The organism is Alteribacillus sp. JSM 102045 (assembly GCF_041949975.1).
In the GTDB taxonomy this organism is placed as follows: Bacteria; Bacillota; Bacilli; order Bacillales; family Marinococcaceae; genus Alteribacillus.
This window is the reverse complement of sequence record NZ_JBHFQG010000002.1, coordinates 21,527-39,921: the sequence shown is the minus strand read 5'-3', so window position 1 is coordinate 39,921 and position 18,395 is coordinate 21,527. Positions and strand designations below refer to the sequence as shown.

At 40.4% G+C, this 18,395-nt stretch carries 19 protein-coding genes and 1 other annotated feature; of the genes, 6 read left to right on the top strand and 13 right to left on the bottom strand.

What is annotated here, in order from left to right:
• Positions 1 to 12 precede the first annotated feature (12 nt).
• Positions 13 to 1,635, bottom strand: a complete 1,623-nt coding sequence (gene bshC / locus ACE1TI_RS01730; RefSeq protein ID WP_375005851.1) for a bacillithiol biosynthesis cysteine-adding enzyme BshC — start codon at positions 1,633 to 1,635, stop codon at positions 13 to 15.
• 65 nt (positions 1,636 to 1,700) lie between these two features.
• The gene (locus tag ACE1TI_RS01725) at positions 1,701 to 2,084 is read right to left on the bottom strand and encodes a DUF3397 domain-containing protein (RefSeq protein WP_375006027.1); all 384 of its coding nucleotides are present in this window, start codon (positions 2,082 to 2,084) and stop codon (positions 1,701 to 1,703) included.
• A 252-nt stretch (positions 2,085 to 2,336) separates the two neighbouring features.
• On the opposite strand from ACE1TI_RS01725, the gene ACE1TI_RS01720 reads away from it, so the two are divergent.
• Positions 2,337 to 2,849, top strand: coding sequence for an N-acetyltransferase (locus ACE1TI_RS01720; RefSeq protein WP_375005850.1), 513 nt, complete (start codon positions 2,337 to 2,339; stop codon positions 2,847 to 2,849).
• Positions 2,850 to 2,940: 91 nt separating this feature from the next.
• Here the strand turns inward: ACE1TI_RS01720 and ACE1TI_RS01715 are convergent, their stop codons facing one another.
• The 4 genes from ACE1TI_RS01715 to ACE1TI_RS01700 all read right to left on the bottom strand — a co-directional run bounded on the left by ACE1TI_RS01715 (position 2,941) and on the right by ACE1TI_RS01700 (position 5,397).
• The gene (locus tag ACE1TI_RS01715) at positions 2,941 to 3,579 is read right to left on the bottom strand and encodes an RsfA family transcriptional regulator (RefSeq protein ID WP_375005849.1); all 639 of its coding nucleotides are present in this window, start codon (positions 3,577 to 3,579) and stop codon (positions 2,941 to 2,943) included.
• Positions 3,580 to 3,714: 135 nt separating this feature from the next.
• Entirely contained in the window at positions 3,715 to 4,482 is a 768-nt protein-coding gene (locus ACE1TI_RS01710) for an enoyl-CoA hydratase/isomerase family protein (protein ID WP_375005848.1), read from the bottom strand.
• A 129-nt stretch (positions 4,483 to 4,611) separates the two neighbouring features.
• Positions 4,612 to 4,785, bottom strand: a complete 174-nt coding sequence (gene rpmF, locus ACE1TI_RS01705; RefSeq protein WP_375005847.1) for a 50S ribosomal protein L32 — start codon at positions 4,783 to 4,785, stop codon at positions 4,612 to 4,614.
• Positions 4,786 to 4,857: 72 nt separating this feature from the next.
• Complete coding sequence (locus ACE1TI_RS01700; RefSeq protein ID WP_375005846.1) at positions 4,858 to 5,397, bottom strand: YceD family protein; 540 nt, start codon at positions 5,395 to 5,397, stop codon at positions 4,858 to 4,860.
• Between the two features lie 246 nt (positions 5,398 to 5,643).
• Here ACE1TI_RS01700 and ACE1TI_RS01695 point away from each other — a divergent pair, with 246 nt between their 5' ends.
• Positions 5,644 to 6,873, top strand: a complete 1,230-nt coding sequence (locus ACE1TI_RS01695) for a nucleotidyltransferase (protein WP_375005845.1) — start codon at positions 5,644 to 5,646, stop codon at positions 6,871 to 6,873.
• 324 nt (positions 6,874 to 7,197) lie between these two features.
• Here ACE1TI_RS01695 and ACE1TI_RS01690 read toward each other — a convergent pair whose 3' ends face one another.
• Both ACE1TI_RS01690 and ACE1TI_RS01685 read right to left on the bottom strand, forming a co-directional pair.
• Entirely contained in the window at positions 7,198 to 8,235 is a 1,038-nt protein-coding gene (locus ACE1TI_RS01690) for a SepM family pheromone-processing serine protease (RefSeq protein ID WP_375005844.1), read from the bottom strand.
• Positions 8,225 to 9,025, bottom strand: a complete 801-nt coding sequence (locus ACE1TI_RS01685; RefSeq protein WP_375005843.1) for a patatin-like phospholipase family protein — start codon at positions 9,023 to 9,025, stop codon at positions 8,225 to 8,227. The genes ACE1TI_RS01690 and ACE1TI_RS01685 overlap by 11 nt, the downstream gene beginning before the upstream one ends.
• 353 nt (positions 9,026 to 9,378) lie before the next feature.
• On the opposite strand from ACE1TI_RS01685, the gene ylbJ reads away from it, so the two are divergent.
• Positions 9,379 to 10,587: a sporulation integral membrane protein YlbJ gene (ylbJ, locus tag ACE1TI_RS01680; RefSeq protein WP_375005842.1), complete on the top strand. Its 1,209-nt coding sequence runs from the start codon at positions 9,379 to 9,381 to the stop codon at positions 10,585 to 10,587.
• A gap of 145 nt (positions 10,588 to 10,732) precedes the next feature.
• On the opposite strand, the gene coaD is transcribed toward ylbJ, so the two are convergent.
• From coaD to ACE1TI_RS01655, 5 genes are all read right to left on the bottom strand, one after another.
• A complete protein-coding gene (gene coaD / locus ACE1TI_RS01675; RefSeq protein WP_375005841.1) occupies positions 10,733 to 11,224 on the bottom strand; it encodes a pantetheine-phosphate adenylyltransferase in 492 nt (163 codons plus the stop codon).
• Between the two features lie 14 nt (positions 11,225 to 11,238).
• Complete coding sequence (rsmD, locus tag ACE1TI_RS01670; protein WP_375005840.1) at positions 11,239 to 11,793, bottom strand: 16S rRNA (guanine(966)-N(2))-methyltransferase RsmD; 555 nt, start codon at positions 11,791 to 11,793, stop codon at positions 11,239 to 11,241.
• Between the two features lie 388 nt (positions 11,794 to 12,181).
• Positions 12,182 to 13,366: an MFS transporter gene (locus ACE1TI_RS01665; protein WP_375005839.1), complete on the bottom strand. Its 1,185-nt coding sequence runs from the start codon at positions 13,364 to 13,366 to the stop codon at positions 12,182 to 12,184.
• Between the two features lie 173 nt (positions 13,367 to 13,539).
• On the bottom strand, positions 13,540 to 13,815 hold the full coding sequence (locus tag ACE1TI_RS01660) for a YlbG family protein (protein WP_375005838.1): 276 nt from the start codon (positions 13,813 to 13,815) through the stop codon (positions 13,540 to 13,542).
• Positions 13,816 to 13,940: 125 nt separating this feature from the next.
• Positions 13,941 to 14,726: an SDR family NAD(P)-dependent oxidoreductase gene (locus ACE1TI_RS01655; protein ID WP_375005837.1), complete on the bottom strand. Its 786-nt coding sequence runs from the start codon at positions 14,724 to 14,726 to the stop codon at positions 13,941 to 13,943.
• 140 nt (positions 14,727 to 14,866) lie between these two features.
• Positions 14,867 to 15,110 (top strand) — a binding site (T-box leader).
• 47 nt (positions 15,111 to 15,157) lie between these two features.
• On the opposite strand from ACE1TI_RS01655, the gene proB reads away from it, so the two are divergent.
• The 3 genes from proB to proC are packed head-to-tail and all read left to right on the top strand — an operon-like array spanning position 15,158 to position 18,383.
• Positions 15,158 to 16,276, top strand: coding sequence for a glutamate 5-kinase (gene proB, locus ACE1TI_RS01650; protein ID WP_375005836.1), 1,119 nt, complete (start codon positions 15,158 to 15,160; stop codon positions 16,274 to 16,276).
• Between the two features lies 1 nt (position 16,277).
• Entirely contained in the window at positions 16,278 to 17,525 is a 1,248-nt protein-coding gene (locus ACE1TI_RS01645; protein WP_375005835.1) for a glutamate-5-semialdehyde dehydrogenase, read from the top strand.
• Positions 17,526 to 17,537: 12 nt separating this feature from the next.
• The gene (gene proC, locus ACE1TI_RS01640) at positions 17,538 to 18,383 is read left to right on the top strand and encodes a pyrroline-5-carboxylate reductase (protein ID WP_375005834.1); all 846 of its coding nucleotides are present in this window, start codon (positions 17,538 to 17,540) and stop codon (positions 18,381 to 18,383) included.
• Positions 18,384 to 18,395: the final 12 nt, after the last annotated feature.

Genomic DNA, 18,395 nt, shown 5'->3' with positions numbered 1-18,395 from the left:
TTTGCATCTTTTTTACAAATAAATTATTTTATGCCTTTTATTCATTTGTAAGTACAGGGCATTTATACCCGTGACTAAATCACTTCCGTACTCATTTATAAAGTAAATTATATTAATTACCCGTTCTTGAGACCTGGCAAAAGGGAACAATAACTGGGTAGTTATTCTTAATTTCTGCAGGCGACATTCTTCCTGACCCTCCTGGTAGCTATCTATTTTTTTCGCAAAATTTAAAACGGTACTTTGAAGCTTATACCAGTTTTTATCTCCATAACTTTCCTCAGAGGGATTAAGCTTTTTCCATTCTTCTCGCATCGTTTTGTGATGGTTCGCGATGTTTGATAGTAAGTTCTCTGCCAGCTGCTTGCCATCCACCTGTTTTGCTTTTTCTTTTACTTCCTGAATTTTTTTATCAGCTTCACCTAACAGAATCTGTCTTACAGAAAGGTTTTCCTTTTGTAATATCGACTGGATATTCCGCGGCACAATCGTAAATTCCATACGCGGCTGGATCGGCGGTACTTTTACTGCAAATCGGTGAAAAAGCGGCTTTAATAACGACCAATAATTTATTTCTCCCGGCCCGGCCGCAAAGCTCAGCACCGGCAGTAATTTCTCTTGGACCAGCGGCCGTGTGAAAACATTTGTACTAAAGGAATTTGGCGAATCGGCCAGGTGATCCAACAGCTCATTTTTATAAAAAACCGCATTTCCCGTTTTGTCTGTAAAAGACACATCATCTCGCTCATATAGCAAATGCCTTTGCCGGCGGTAATGATAAAATAAATGAATCCCCTCCTGAGGAAGGCCCTCCGGCAAGGGATAATCTAAATTCTCACGATTTTTTTTCCCTTGTTGTACAGCTTCCTTCACCTCTTTATATTCCTTTAGTAAAGAGGCTAAAGTCTCTTTTTCTAAATTTCGAATCTCAGGGTGGTCAGCATCCATCAAAATTAGGCCGGAATCCCTAAAAAGCCAGCGCATGACTTCTCCAAAAAAATCGGTAAAGGTAAAAGACCTGTTTGCTAAGTTTCTTAAAGTATAATAAATTTCTTCTGTATGGTTTGTCTCCGGCAGGCATTCCGTCACCTTGTACCACCATTTTTCAAAAGCTTCTTCCTCAATAGGCTGCTTTGAAATGGGTGCTCCCGGATAATAGCCGCCTTTATAGGTGTACTTTTTCGGAGCCTCCTCTCCTGGGAGAAAGACATGATTCACTTCCTCCCAATCGTGGTCTTCTCCTGCAATCCAGAACAACGGAAGCACCGGCACTCCCAACAGCTGTTCTTGTTTTTTCGCTTCTTTTAGAGCAGTAACTGCTTTTGAAATTGTGTATAACGGCCCGGTAACAAGTCCGGCTTGCTGCCCGGCAACAACCATTACAGCATTTGGATTTTTAAGCTTTTCTAGTTCTTCTAATGCCTTTTCGTGATAAACAAATGACTTATTATATGTATATAAATGCTGGTAAAGACCATCCTTATCAAATGACCTGTCCTTTAGTTCTTTATAACGCTGGCGGAAATCATTATCTGATATCCTGTAATCGAAAAATGAGCATGCCTGCTCTATGTTTTTCAGATAGTCTCTTATAAACGGGTGAGATTGCGGCATATCTGTTTCATAAACATCCATGTACGTCCAACCTTTCTACTGCAGCCCACATTAATTGTTTCTGTTTATCACCATATCACGATGTTTTAAGCAAGGAAAGCAGAAAGCAGGCGGCTTGCTAACCCATAGAAGCAAAGAAATAAATACCCACTGAAAAAAAGAAAAAAATTAAAACGCCAAATCCCTTTCACAAGCTTAACAAATTCGACTTCTTCTCTAGAACGATAATGTAAAATAGTAAAAATGGCAGCGATCAATAATATAATAATTAAAATCACCCAAAAAAAAGACTCTCCCCATATGGCATTGGCGAGAAAATGCACCGAAGCTATGAATAGAATAGTAGATAAGTCTGCAGCAAGCCGGACAGCTTTCCCTTTTCTTTTTGTCCATTTTACCGTAATAATATATACGATATACCAGGCTAGAAACGGGAGAGTAAGAATGGTTGCAAACATAAACACCATCACATCAAACAAAACCAGTCACTCCCTCTCCTGCCATGCACCGCCGGGATCACCATAGAAAACACCAGTCAAGACGGTAAGGCAGTTTAGGCTTATTTCCTAAAATTTAGCATATACGACTCTTCCTTTTTAATCAAGAGAATTTATGTTTGAATTTTTAAACAATTATGCATATTTATTATTAACAGTTCTTTCACCAAAAGTATTAACGGGTATAGTACAATTAATATAAGTTCAATGCAGAGGAGGCTAAACATGACTAAACATAATGTGAAGCGCTTACTTGTGAATTACAAAACATTAGAAGAGTTTAATAACTTTAAAGAAATTGGGGCCCAAGAGCTTTCTATGAAAGAAGAATTAGAGGAAAACATCATAGAAAACGACAGCGAGTCTCCTTTTTATGGCATTTACTATGGAGACCGCCTTGTAGCAAGAATGTGTTTATATAAGATTGATCAAAAGTTTGACCGCTACTTTGACCCGCCACAGGATTATTTAGAACTGTGGAAGCTTGAAGTGCTTGAACCATATAGAAATAAAGGATTTGGAGAATCACTTGTTGATCATGCCAAAAGCTTTAATCTTCCCGTTAAAACAAATGCCCGCCAGCGTTCCGATCGTTTTTGGGAAAAGATGGGATTTGAAGCTGTAGAGTATAACCCCGAACGCGACCGCGGCGAAAATCCATATGTATGGTATCCGGCAGGGGTGCAAGCCCAAGAGCAGCCGGACTCCTCCGACACAGCAAACTTATCTCCTGAATAATTGTGAAAATATAAGAGAACCAGGGTTACACGAATGAGACTTACTTTGTTCATTCTCCCTGGTTCTTTTTAAATAACATCGGCATATATCCCTAGCCGCTTTCTTCCATCTCACTGTCTTCACTTAAATATGGCATGGCACCTTCTGAGAGAGCTCTCGCTTTTTCCATCACTTCTAATAAAGCTTTGTAATCTTCTTTTAATCGATTGAAATCTTTCTTTACTTGATTCAGCTCTTTATCAAGTTTTTCTTTCTCACGCTGAAGCTCATTCTTTTTTTCTAGCAGCTGTTCTGCTTGTTGTTCTTTATTTTCTTCCAAGTAATGAGAAAGCTCCTTTAAAAAAGAAACCGTACTGTTTAACTGCTCAGCCATGTGGCCCGGCTCCATGCTATAATTAGCAGCAGCGACCTTTGATTGTGTTGTTTTTACTGATTGCTTTTCTTTTGCATCATTATATACTAGTTTGTCAATCTCTTCATCCATAGCTCCAGGTTGTTTCTTCCCTGTGTTTCCTTTATGTTTTCTAGCTAATTCAATAGCTGCTTCGTATTTTTTTCTAATACATGCATTCCAGCGAAAACCGCATGCTGCAGCTGTTCTCGAAAGCTTTTCGCCCGCTTCCTGAAAAGCAGCCAGCTGGGTACTCCCTTCTCTCACATGTCTTAAAACGATTTCAGCCAGCATGATATCTTCATCAGCAGACCAAGCATCCTGACGTGATAATACCATTGTGATCCCTCCGATCTTTTTCTTTATTTCTATGATTAATAACTAGAAGATAGAATAACTCTATCAAAAGATTATCTCCTACTTTTTAAAAAAATATTCCATTTAAAAGAAAAAGAAAGGAAAGGTTCTCGTTCGTTATCGTTTTCTTTGCCGAAACGCTTCCACTGCTTGATGATGAATATCTGTTTCCCAAAGGATCGAGCATTCTTCCACTTCATTATGAATTCTTTCTTTGAGAGAAGAAAGGTCCGTCTTATCCAGCTTTCTTTGCTTATAGGCGGTTAGAACTTGCGATGGAATACTTTTCCACTCGTGAAAATGTTGTTCAGCGGCTGCTTTTAAATCACTGCTATCTAGTACTTGCTGAACTAATCCGAAATCCTTTGCCTGCTGTGCAGAGTATATATTGCAAGACAACAACATCTCCATTGCCGTTTCTGGACTAACCCGTTCCATTAACATGGAGGCGCCTCCCCATCCCGTTGTGATAGCAAGTTTCCCTTGAACAAACCCTATTTTTGCCCGCGTCCCTGCAAGGCGGAAATCACAAGCAGTTGCAAGTTCTGCTCCCCCTCCGATTGCTAAACCATTCAAAAGTGCAATCGTCGGTATGTTAAGCGCATACAATTTAAATAAAACCTGACCCATTTGATAAAGCATTGCATATGCATCTTCTTTGGTATAAAGCTCGTGAAAAACAGAGAGATCACCTCCAGAACAAAAAGCTTCCTCCCCTGCACCGGTAATAACTAAACACTTATCTTCTTTTCTTTCCTTCACTTCATCTAGAATATTATTTAATTGCTCTATTACATCGTAATCTATTGCGTTCCTTTTTTCCGGCCGGTTTAATTCCACGTATGTAAAAAAATCTGTTCTGTTAAGGTTTATTTTATTTTCCATTAGGTTTCTCCTCCTAAGTGTCAAAAGGTGCTCCGCATTGGTTTTTAACGAGAGCCGATGTAAAGATAAAAAAAAGCTGTTTTTACACAGAGAAATCCCTCCCTTGTAAAACAGCTTTTTTAAACAAACTTACTTTTCCACTACCGTTTCACCTTTGTAAGAACCGCAATGCTTACACACACGGTGAGATAGCTTCATTTCACCGCATTCCGGACACTTTACCATGCCTGGCACTTCCACTTTGTAGTGAGTGCGGCGTTGTCTTTTGCGGGTTTTAGAAGTACGTCTTTTTGGTACTGCCATTCTTCCCACCTCCTTTAAGGGGTTGCGTTTTTCATAACGAAGAACAAGAACTATCCCAATCCTTCGCTCTAGTTATTCCTTTTTGTCAAAAAAATTAGCTAGATCAGCCATTCTAGGATCGACGTCATTTTCTTTTTCTGCTTTCTTGTCTTCTGCTGCCTGCTGGATTATAACTTCCCAATCTTTTCCTTCTTGCGGAGCTGGAGCTTCTTTTTCATCGATTCCTTCTGCAAAAACTTGAATGGGTAATTCAAGCAGAATACTTTCTTTAATATACGGAAGCAGATCAACATAACCGTTTTCCGGCTCATGAAGAGTAATATCCTCTTCATCAACAGGCATGCCATCTAAACGAAAACGCTCCACTGCTTCTATATCAAAAGGAAAATTTACATCAGCAAGCGTCCGGGAACAAGGCAGCGTCATCGATCCTTTAATTTGCAAATGAAAGGTGACCGTTTCACCAGAAAACGCTGCGTTTCCTGTTACCTGTACAGGCGTAATATCCCTAATCTCTCGATCACGGTCTATTAATTCCGTTACATCTACCTGTTCGTCCACCGTCAAGCCTTCATGTCTTTTTGCAAGTAGTTGTTGTATACTCCATTTCATTGGGTATCACCTCTAGGCAACAAGAGTAATTATATCCACCATATACCTATTTGTCAACATTTTTTCTTTACATTATACTAAGGTTAGAAAAGCGTAAACAGCGAAAAGTCATTCGCTGGATATGCACAAAATGATATCTCAATGGACAGTTAGTTTATCATAACATGCCTAATTTGTAAGAAAAAGATGTATGTTTCAAACAATTTGTACCCTGTCTATTATTTAAGAAGTACTAGGGAGGAACCTATGAAAGCACTTGGTTTAATTGTTGAATACAATCCATTTCATAATGGTCATGCTTATCATCTTCACTCTTCCAAAATAAAAACAAATGCAGACGTTGTTATTTGTGTGATGAGCGGCTATTTCCTGCAGCGAGGCGAGCCAGCTCTTATGCCTAGAAGAGAACGAACCATGATGGCACTTCAAGGAGGTGCTGACTTAGTTATCGAGCTCCCTTATATTTTTTCAAGTCAGCATGCAAGCTGGTTTGCAAGAGGGGCAGTCTCTGTTCTAGACCACCTTGGAGCAGATGTTCTTTGTTTCGGCAGCGAACATGGGGACATTGAGCCGTTTCTTCAATTGCTGTACTTTCTTCAAGCGAATGATGAAATATACAATCAATATATTAAACAGTTCATTCGTGAGGGCTGCAGCTATCCTAAAGCAGCTTCGTTAGCTTTTTTAAAGCTTGATCCGGATAAACAATGGCCTGATTTAAGCCAGCCTAACAACATATTAGGCTATCATTATATTCGTGCAGTCCATGAGCTTGGCAGTTCTATAAAACCAGAAACCATTCCACGAACGAAAGCAGGCTTCCATGATCAACAGGTTTCTGATAAAGCCATCGCCAGTGCAACCAGCATTAGACGTTCTCTTATAGAACTAGAAAAAAGCCCGGCAGAGATAGCACATACGATGCCCAAAACCACTAGAACCCAGATGGAAATGTATTTAAAGGATAACACTTCTTTTGTGCATTGGGAGCATTATTTTCCAGCATTACAAGCTAAAACACTCACTCTACCGCCTTCCTTTTTAGAACAGATCTATGAAGCTGAAGAAGGACTTCACCATCGCTTTCGCTCGCTTATTAAAAAGCATAATACCTTTGAGTCCTTTATGAGTGCTTTAAAAACAAAGCGATATACATGGACAAGACTGCAGCGGCTCGCTGTCCAAATATTAACGAGTACGACCAAAACAGAAGCAGACGAAGCATTAATACATCAACAGGCCGACCACATTCGTATATTGGGAATGAATGAAACGGGGCAGTCTTATTTAAGCCGTATAAAGAAACAAGTAGACCTGCCCATGTTCACGAACCTCCCTAAGCAAAAAACACCACAGCAAAAACTCGATGAAAGGGCTGCTCTCGCTTATTACTGCCCGTTATCAACTTCGCAAAGAGTTGCAAAATGGCAGGAAGAATATCAACTGCCGCCTGTTTTTTTCTCTAGAAGAGAATAATAGGGAAATTAATGAGAGAGGATAATCTGACTTATGCAACTTAGTGGTACAGGCCACAGTTATGGTGGGAGGGGCTGCCTTTGGTACGTTTTTAAGGCTAACGAAATAATGAGGTTTACTTTTTCTTGGATTAGAAAAAGTAAACCAATATTAGCCCATTGAATTTGGAGGCTTCCACGAACATTTGTTCCGCTAGTTGTCTTTAAAGAGGGACAACGGAAGGTGAAGAAGACAATGATTCCCTTAGTACGTGCTGTAAATTAATTTATTTTTTGGACCTTCTTCTTAAGATGCATTCTCCTCTTCACTTGCCGTTTTTTCTTCCTATCTATTTTCTAGATAGGAAACAGCATCCTCAAACTCTTTTACAGGTACAATTTTCATGTCCGTGCCTATATCTTCCGCAGTCTCAACAGCCGTCTCATAGTTAGATGGAGAAGCTAATTCATCATCCGGGGCAAAAAAGATATCGACACCTGATTTATCAGCAGCGACAATTTTTTGGGGAATTCCACCGATTCTTCCTACTTTACCTTCATCATCAATACTGCCGGTCCCTGCAACATCCAAGCCGCCGGTAAGATCTCCTTCGGTTAATTGATTATATATTTCAAGGGCAAACATTAAACCAGCAGAAGGTCCTCCAATGGCCCCTGCTTCAATCGTTACCTCTGGATCAAAATGGACATTCCTTTGAGTAAATGGGTAAAGCAGACCAAGACCTGTATTACCTGCTGCGTCCATTTCTTCTGGAAATGTATCAATTTTAACCGTTTCTGTCTTCGTTTCGCCGTCTCTTTGAACGGTCAACTCTACTTCTTCTCCTTTTTCTTTATCTTCTAATAAAGCATTCATCTCTTCAAGCCTTTGCAGAGACTCACCATTTAATGCAGTAATCAAATCACCTTCCTGCAAATGCTCCGCTGCATCCATTTCTTCGATAACTTCTGTTACCCGAATCCCTTTGTAGTCGACGTCGAATTCAAAACCAGCCCTTTCATATGCGACCATTTTAGAAGCTTCCTGAGCACTATCCATCATCATGGTCTGGCGGTGAAAATACTCTTCATCGGTCTCATCTTCTTGTAAATACAAATCCGCTGGTACAACTTCCCGGTAGTCGGAAAACTGAGCCCAAATGTATAAAGGAATATTTGCCCTGCGCTGTCTTATCGTCGTTAAGTAAAATTGGCCTTCTTCCCCGAATCCTTCTTCTACTGTAATCATATCTTCCAGCGGGGTGGCCTCGCCTGGCTGGGAATAAAAATACGGCAATGGAATTTGATTTAATGCAAGAATGATGATTAAAACGATGAGCAAAACCCAGCTTCTGCGGATCCCTGTTTTATTATTAGCTGCCATTCCTGGTCCCCTTCCACTCATTCATCTTCTCTATAATTTCTGGAATATACTTTTCAGCTGTTTCTCTTCCTGCTTCTATTAATTCATCTACATTTTCAAAAACAACAGCATTGTAATAAGAGGAGATTGGTTTAATAAGTACATCAGCGTCTACTTCTCTGTATTTTATTAATTGTTTCCCCATAATATCCATGCTTTGCATAATTACATCATATATCGAACCAATCACTGGTTCTTTATTATAAAAAGACACATCTACTGCAATCGTTATGTCTGCTCCCATCTGGCGGACAGTACTAGCAGGCACTCTATCAGCCACACCGCCATCTACAAGTGTACGTCCTTTATAATTTTCAGGAACAAAGATACCTGGTATGGAAATGCTGGCCCGTACAGCATCAGCGGCACACCCGTCTCTGTAAACAACCGCTTCCCCAGAAGTAAGATCTGTTGCCACAATACCTACTGGCAGTCTCATATCTTCAATATTCATTTTTTTAGAAAGCATAAAAATAAGATCTTTGACTCGCTGTCCTTGTACTAAGCCCATTTTTGGTACAGCAAAATCAAGATAGAACTTTCTTTTAAAAAGCCGGGCAAACTTTTCTAATGTTTCAGGCTCGTGCCCTGCTCCATATAAAGCCGCAACCAGACCGCCCATGCTGCTTCCAGCCATCATATCTACAGGTATATTATTTTCTATCAGCTTCTCGAGTACTCCGATATGTGCGTATCCCCGAACACCTCCCGCACCTAAGGCGAGGCCAATGCATGGGCGATTTTCTTTCAATGTAATGAACCCCCTTGCCCCTGTTTTCAAATGATTTCTTTAGAAACAAGCATGAATATGGTCTAAACTATGCCAGCTTTTACATATTCATGTATAAGGACAACCTACCGTGCTTATCACGGGTGTTTTCATTCTAACATGATTTCAGGAGGAAATTCCTGGCAGATAAAAAGAACAAGCGTTTCCTTATTTTTAAATACCAAGAACCATGCTTTTGCAGTTATGAACATCGTTTCATCCTGGATAGCGCCACAAGAACATATATTCTCATATTATCATGAACTTATATAGAAGCAATGAAGTAATCCTTGTACAGTTACTATTATAACCACGCTTGAAGGAGGCAATCCATTTTGAAATGGAAAGACTTACGGATGCTCAGCGCGGCGCTTGGGCTCTTTATATTTGCAATATGCTTGATATTATTTCCTAAAGATGTGTTAGAAGCTTCTAAAAGCGGCTTGACGATGTGGAGCGACTCGGTTTTCCCTTCCCTTCTTCCCTTTTTTATTACAGCAGAGCTATTAATTGCTTTTGGGGTCGTTAGCTTTTTAGGAGTTTTATTAGAACCTCTTATGCGGCCGCTGTTCAATATTCCAGGAAGCGGCGGATTCGTTTGGGCCATGGGACTGTCTGCAGGATTTCCTTCAGGAGCAAAGTTTACAGTAAAATTGCGTAAACAAAATAAGTTAACGAGAGAAGAGGCAGAAAGACTCGTTAGTTTCACGAATTCCTCAAGCCCGCTTTTTATTTGCGGAGCTGTAGCCGTTGGTTTTTTTCAAGACGCAGCGCTTGGTATACTTCTTGCCATTTGTCATTATGGAGCGAACACATTAGTCGGGATTTTTATGCGTTTTTATAAAAGAAACTCTCCGCCTTCTTCTCCTGCGGCTTCTTCTGCTTCTTTAAAAACGGCCTTTCAAGCATTGAAAAAAGATCAGGAACAAGATGAGCGGCCGCTCGGCAAAAAATTGGGAGATGCGGTGACCACTTCTATTCACACCCTGTTTATGATCGGCGGCTTTATTATTTTATTTTCTGTGTTGTACCGAATTTTAAAAGTAACCGGTACTATTCACTATATTGCTCTGCTGCCTGGTTCGGTTTTATCGCTGCTTCAATTCAGCCCGGAACTTGCTTTTCCCTGGCTGTCTGGATTTTTCGAAATTACTGTAGGAAGCAAGCTGATCAGTGATCTAAATAATACGGATATGCTGGAAAAAGCAATTATTACAGCCTTTGTTCTGGGCTTCAGTGGTTTTTCCGTACAAGCTCAAGTAGCAAGCTTGCTGGCTGAGACGGATATTCGATTCGGCCCTTTTTTTGCCGCCAGGTGGCTGCATGGTTTTTTAGCAGCTTTTCTTACTTATTTATTATGGGAGCCCTTCTATATAAGACAAATGGAACAACCTGTTTACAGCGGGGAAATAGCCACTTCCTTTGTCGTAACTTCCTGGCAGACGATTGGAACATGGTTGTCTGTTTATGGAGGCTATATTACGATCGGCGCTCTTTTTCTATACTTGTATATCATCCATTTCAGAATGCTTCATTCTAACTGACTTATCGTCTTTTAAAGATGTCCGCTTGATAGTACGGTTAAACAATAAAATTTTATGCTTTGTCTTATTGTGAAAAAAGCACCATAACCAAAAAAAAGGGCAGCCCTTAACAAGTGAAACACTTTGGGCACACCCTTTTTTTCGTTTATTCTGATAAATGGCTGTATTTTTCACGAATAGCTTTTTGTACAACAGAAGGAACCAAATCCTGAACATTAGCTTCATATTTTGCCACTTCTTTTACAATGCTAGAGCTTAAATAGGAATATTGATTGTTTGTCATCATGAAAAACGTTTCTATATCTGGGTCAAGCTTTCGGTTAATCGAGGCCGCCTGCATTTCATATTCGAAATCCGACACCGCTCTAAGCCCTCTTACAATAGTTTTTGCGTTTTTAGCACGTATGTAATCAATTAACAGACCATTAAACGAGTCAACTTCCGTATTTGGTATGTAGGAAATAGAAGCTTCAAGCATTGCGACACGCTCTTCTACAGAAAACAATGGAACTTTATTGCGGTTATGTAATACGGCTACTACTACCTTATCAAATACTTTTGCGCTTCTTTCAATAATATCGATATGTCCATTTGTTACAGGATCAAAACTTCCAGGATAAACAGCTACCGAAGCCATCTACCTTCCCTCCTTTACTTTTCCAAACCATATATAGAAACGCCTGTATCTCCATATATGTCCTCGTTTTGTTTATTTAATGATGCAACGGTATCTGGCAGTGCTGTGGAAGAACGGTGTTCACAAACGATTTGGCCGCCAGGAGTTATTAGTCCTGTCTCCGAAATAGTCTGAAGCATACCAGCCAGATCCTGATGAGCGTATGGCGGGTCCATGAAAATCAGATCAAATGACTTTTTTCTTTTCGTAAGAACTGCAAGAGCCCGTTTGGCATCATTACGATAAACTTCACACGACCCATTCAAACCCGCGGCTTTTACATTCGTTTTTATCACCTTCACAGCCTGAGGAGCTTTATCGACAAATACAAAGGAGGAAAAGCCTCTGCTCATGGCTTCAATTCCAAGACTTCCGGTGCCAGCATATAAATCAAGTCCGCTTCCTCCACTAAAGTAAGGGCCGATACGATGAAAAAGTGCTTCTTTTACTTTATCAGAAGTGGGTCTCGTTTTCATCCCCGGTACCGCTTTCAAGGTAGTTCCTTTATATTTTCCAGAGATAACTCGCATTTCATTCACATTCCTTCATTTGCCAGACAATTCCGCCGAGCCTGCTATACAGTTTCTGCAGCAATTTATTATTAGAATACTACATTTAACCAACTTTGTCTGATGGTATCGACCTAATCCTACCATAAAAAAGGGAACGGGCAAACAATTTCCTATAACGAAAAAATAAAATTTCCGTGTATAAAAATAAAAGCCAACGTCCATACTGACAAACAGCAGCATGATTCCATGTTGCTGACAACCGCGGAGAAGGCTTACGTTTCCCCATAAGCTCTTCCTCCGGTTTCTCCTCTCCCATAGCCCGGTTATTCGGGCAAGGCTGTTCCCGCACCCTAAGGAACAGCCTTTTTTTTAGGAAAAGCATTATGGTTAAATAAAGCAAATTTCGTTATTTTAACCTTGGTACGACTTGGTGTCTCATTACAAAAACACCGACAATTAGTAGCAGTGCTGATAATATAAATAAACCTCTCACACCAGCTGCAGCAGCTATCATGCCGCCAATCATCGGCCCAAGCATGGACCCTAGAAATAAAAAGCTGTTTGAAAACCCATAGGTCCTGCTTTCCATTCCTTCTGGTGCAAGCTGACGAATTAATGTATTCGCCGCTGGCAGCAATCCTCCTAAACACAGCCCTGTCATAAACCGCATTACAATTAACTGCCATAGCTCTGTCACAAAGGCCTGCGGTATAGAAAACAGAGCAGCACCAAGCAATGAACCGTATAATACATACTGTGCACCTTTTTTGTCACTCAATTTGCCAAGACGCGGAGATGTGAGCATATTAGCAAACCCCATCGCTGACACAGCTAGACCGGCATAAAAAGCACTGTTTTTTCCGCCGCTTAAATCTTCTACAAATAAAGAAACAAGCGGATTCACCCCGATTAACGCAAATTGAATAATAAATATAATGACATATACAAAAGGGATGGGCTGAATAGCCGTAACTGTTTTGAAGTCCTGCCATGTGCTTGTTTTTCCTTCATTTTCTGGAGGAGTAAACTCTTCTTTTACAAAAAGAGTAACAGTCAGCGCAGCAATTGCTATACATATCCCTGTAATGTTAAATATAGCACGGAAACCTAAAATTTCAGCCATCAACCCGCCAAATAATGGGCCGCAGATACTTCCAGCGACCGCACCTGCCTGTAATATGCCTAGCGCATATCCCACGTGCTGTTTGGGAGTGTTTGTAGATACGAGCGCAATCGAAGCCGGATTAAACCCAGAAATGGTTCCGTTTAATAAACGAAAAAAGAACAAGCTCCATGGTCCTGTTGCAAATCCCATAAGAATCATAACAACCGCCATTCCAAATCCCGAGCGAAGCACCATCATTCGTCTTCCATGACGGTCCGCGAGTCTCCCCCACAAAGGGGAAACAAGAAAAGCACTAAAAAAGTTTATTCCAAAAATAACACCTGACCAGATGCTTACCTGCTCAGGATCGGTTACGCCAAGTTCTTGTAGATAAAGAGGCAAAAATGGAATGATCATTGTCATAGCTGCCATAACGATAAATAAAGACGCGGTTAAAATATATAAATTTTTCTTCCAATCTATCATGAAAGAGAATCCCTTCTTTCTACGAAGCCATTATATAACACTTCGTATAACGAAACAAACAGTGTGCATTTAATAAAAACTGGCTTAAAAGGAAGGCTCATGTCCATAGTCATACCATTCTTAAGAATTATAAAAAAGCTGCCCTCTTCCCTGGCAGGAAAGAATAAGCAGCCTTAAATACCTACATTATATTCAAATGATTTTTCTTTAGGATGTACCGGTCCGCTAAATTCTGTACGAATTTCCGGTTTCATCGACTGTTCTGCTTTTTCTACAAAAGGTAGAGAGTTCAAAATACGAAGTGTTTCCTCTACCTCTTTTTGGTTACAGTATAAAATACCATACTTCATGCTTTTGGATACGTAATGAATCACTCCATATTTTCGCAGCTGACGCACGTGCTTAGTTGAATGAAGCCAGACTGCTATACCGGTTCTTTCTGTAAACATTAGACGATCTCCCTTTCAAAGATTTGACTATAGTCTAGCATGTCGAGCCAGTCATCAGCAACGTTTCCTTATTTAACAGGCAGAAACCGCTTATTTTAGTTTACATAATATAATTATATATCACTTCACTTCTTTTGGAATTGCTTTTTCCCTGCTCTTTCAATTAAACTAGGAAAAAGGCCATGCAATTTAGAGAGACATGCCATCCACCAGGGCGTATTTAATTCACGTTTTGGCTTTTCTATTATATGCATGACCTTTTTTGCTAAGTCATCGGGTTCAATAAACAATTTCTCTACAGCTTTTTCATAATTGCCGCTTGGGTCTGCTTTTTGAAAAAATGGCGTTCGAACCGGGCCTGGATTAACAGTAGACACATAGATATGATATGGCTCTGTTTCTAATCGCAAGGCATTGCTAAAGCCAATTAAGGCGTGTTTACTGGCTGCATAAATGGATGATCTCGGAGTAGCGAGACGTCCTGCCTGAGATCCTATGTTTATGATATGCCCGCTCCTGTTCTTTTTCATTGCGGGGAGTACAGCTTTTACGAGATAGAACACAGACAGCACGTTTACTTCTAACATTTCTTTCGTTTTTTCTACGGTCAAATCTTCTGTAAGAGCAAATCTGCCTACCCCAGCATTGTTAATTAATACATCCACTTTCGAAAATAATTCATGAAGAAAAATAACGAATTGGTTGACTTCCTGTTCATTCGTTACATCTATTTGATAAATGGAACAACTTTTCCCTTTATTTTCTATTTCTTCTTTTAAGTTTTCTAATTTATTTTTAGATCTAGCAATTAAAACAGGATAATGGCCTTTTTCTGCTGCTTTTTTTGCCAATGCAGCACCGATGCCGCTTGACGCCCCTGTAATTACAATCACTTTTCCTTTTACAGCCATTGGAGCAATTCCTCCTAAAAAGATATAAAACTTGACTCAACTCCTTGACAAAACGGGAGAAATTTTCACATAATATTATAACTAAACATGTTATTTTATTAACAGTAAAAAGTCTATATAATACATACACGACTTCACATATTCTGGCTTTGAAAGGGAATAGTAAGAGAACAAACTTCAACAGAGAGCAAAGCCCCCGGCTGAAAGGTTTTGCAGAAAGAATTGTCTCTGAACCCGCCCTGGAGCTGTCAGGGAAATAACCTGACCGTCTACTCCTTCGATACAGGAGAAAGAGGGAATACGTATGCAGGAGGCAGTATGCTAGTTTGCGCCGCGTATTTCAATAAAGGTGGTACCGCGGAACCAAACTCTTCCGTCCTTTAACGAGGACAGAAGAGTTTTTTTATTTTATTACAAACTAAGGTGATCCTATGAAAAAAGAACGCATTGTTGTCAAAATAGGAAGCAGTTCCTTGACGAATCCCGGGGGTGAATTGAGCCGGGAAAAATTAAATGGATATACAACAGCTATAGCCGAGTTAAGAAATGCCGGTCATCAGGTTATTCTTATATCATCTGGAGCTGTAGCTGCAGGATTTTCGGGTCTGAAATATCCTTCCAGGCCAGTTACTGTTGCCGGCAAACAAGCTGCTGCTGCAGTCGGCCAAGGATTATTAATGCAAGCCTATACAGAGGCCTTTAACCAATATGGCATAGAAACAGGACAAATATTGTTAACAAGAAGTAATTTCTCCAATAAGTCTCAATACCAAAATGCCTATTCGACTTTGTCCGAATTACTGCACCGCTGGGTGCTGCCTATTATAAATGAAAATGATTCGATTGCAGTGGATGAGCTTACTTTTGGAGACAATGACATGCTGTCCGCACTTGTCGGAGGATTGGTCCACGCTGATTGCTTAATGATTCTAACAGATATAAATGGTATCTACGATTCTAACCCAAAAACCAATCCCGGAGCCAAACGGTATCATTTTTTATCAGAAATCAGCCCTGATCTTTACGAACAAGCCGGTGAAGCCGGCACCAGCGTCGGTACCGGCGGCATGAGGTCAAAACTCGAAGCTGCTGAGACTGCCCTTTCGCTTGGAGTCCGAGTCTTTATTGGTACTGGGCACGGCTCGGCCTTTTTAACTGACATTCTTGCAGGAAAAGGAGACGGAACATACATCGGTTTTCCAGGAGGCTTTATATTAAACAGCAAGAAACAATGGCTGGCCCTTCATTCCCTGCCTGCCGGTGAGCTGATTATTGATAACGGAGCTAAGGCTGCTCTTTTAAACAAAGGAAAAAGCCTGCTTCCAGCAGGAATTACAAAGGTACATGGCACATTTGAAAGCGGAGCCGTCGTAGAAGTAAAAGACACAAAAGGGCAACTAATAGGAAAAGGACAGGTCAACATGTCTGCAGAAGAAATTAAAGAAATTAAAGGAAAGTCAACAAGTGATGCAGCAGCACTTACCGTAACAAACAGAGCGGAAGTGATTCACCGTGACGAATGGGTAAATATTTCAAAGGAGAGGATATAATATGGGAGTTATGCTAGAGCAAGGAAAAAAAGCAAAAAAAGCAGCCGAACAAATTTCTCAACTTTCAACAGAAGAAAAAAATAACCTATTATACGCTATGGGTGAACAGTTTGAAAAAGATACACAGGATATATTAAAGGAAAACGAAAAAGATTTACTCGCAGGAGAGAAAAATGGATTATCTGCCGCACTTCTCGATCGTCTTCGATTATCTCCTGAGAGAATTAATAACATGGCCGATGGGTTCAGGCAGGTTGCATCTCTTGAAGATCCGATAGGAGAAGAAATAGAAAGCTGGGACCGTCCGAACGGCCTGTACATTCAAAGTATCCGTGTACCATTAGGGGTGGCCGGTATTATATATGAAGCTAGGCCTAATGTGACAGCAGATGCTGCCGGGCTTTGTATAAAAACAGGCAATGCCGCCTTTTTAAGAGGTAGTTCCTCTGCCTATCACTCTAATAAAGCTGTGGTGGCATCTATCCACAAAGTGTTGCGTTCTCAAAATGTAACCACAGAAGCAGTACAGCTGGCTGAAGATACATCAAGAGAAGCTGCTTCCGAAATGTTTACGATGAATGAATATCTTGACGTCCTCATTCCAAGAGGCGGGGCCGGGCTTATTCAGGCAGTTGTGAAAAATTCCTCCGTCCCGGTGCTAGAAACTGGTGTTGGCAACTGCCACGTATATATTGATGAAACGGCAGATAAAGAGATGGGCATTTCTATTGCGGTAAATGCAAAAACTCAGCGCCCTTCTGTTTGTAACGCTGCCGAAACAATTATTGTAAATAAGAAATGGGCCGAAGAAAACGGAAAAGAACTTATCGAAGCGTTGTTTAATAAAGGTGTGGAAATAAGAGGAGACGCTTTTATTCAAAGATTGCACCCTAACGTACAGGAAGCAAGTAAAGAAGACTGGCAGGAAGAATACCTTGACTTAATTGCAGCGGTAAAAAGTGTTGAGAACACGAATGAAGCAATCGATCACATTAAGCAGTTTGGAACAGGTCACTCCGAAGCTATTATTACAGAAACAGAGAAAAACAAAAACCTATTTCTCAGCCAGATTGACGCTGCTGCTTTATATCATAATGCCTCTACACGATTTACAGACGGCGATGAATTCGGGTTTGGAGCAGAGATCGGGATCAGCACCCAAAAACTTCACGCTCGTGGACCGATGGGTCTGAAGGCGCTGACTTCCTCAAAATATATTATATCTGGTAATGGCCAAATAAAAGAATAGGAGGAGAACAAGATGCTTGAGAACAAAACGATTGCTTTTATTGGAGCAGGATCGATGGCAGAATCTATCCTCGGCGGACTGCTCTCTGAAAAGCTCGTCAAACCACAACAAATTATTGTCACCAATAAAACACAATACAAACGGCTGGATGATTTAAGCGAACGTTACAATGTGAGCACTGCTGATTCAAAAGAGGAAGCTATAAAAAAAGCAAACATTGTAATCTTAGCAATGAAACCAATGCATGTGGAAGATGGTATTGCTTCTATAAAAGAAAATGTTACGGAAAATCATTTGATCATTTCCGTTTTAGCAGGCATTTCAACTCATTATATAGAAGAACTGTTCGGTAAAAAAACGGCTGTCGTTAGAGCTATGCCTAATACCTCTTCAAAGGTTAATGCGTCTGCTACCGCATTATGCCAGGGCTATTATGCAAGCCCCCACCACCTGGATACAGCTTCTGCTTTATTTGCAGCTATTGGAACCGTAACTATTTTTGATGAATCAAAAATGGATGCCGTCACCGGGATTTCAGGCAGCGGTCCCGCATATTTCTATTATTTTGTAGAAGCAATGGAAACAGCTGCAAAAGAAGCAGGCCTTCCTGAAACAGAAGCGAAAGAATTAATTATTCAAACTCTCTCAGGAGCAGCTAAACGTCTGCAGCATACAGATCAGTCTCCAAGTGCCTTGTATAACGAAGTGATGAGTCCCGGCGGAACGACCGAAGCAGCGTTTAAAATGCTTGAACACCATAATGTTCAAGAAAATTTCAAAAACAGCATTGAAGAAGCAATTAAACGATCAAAAGAATTAGGGTCCAACACACGCAGCCCCATTTCTTACTCTCAATAAATAAATGAGCTG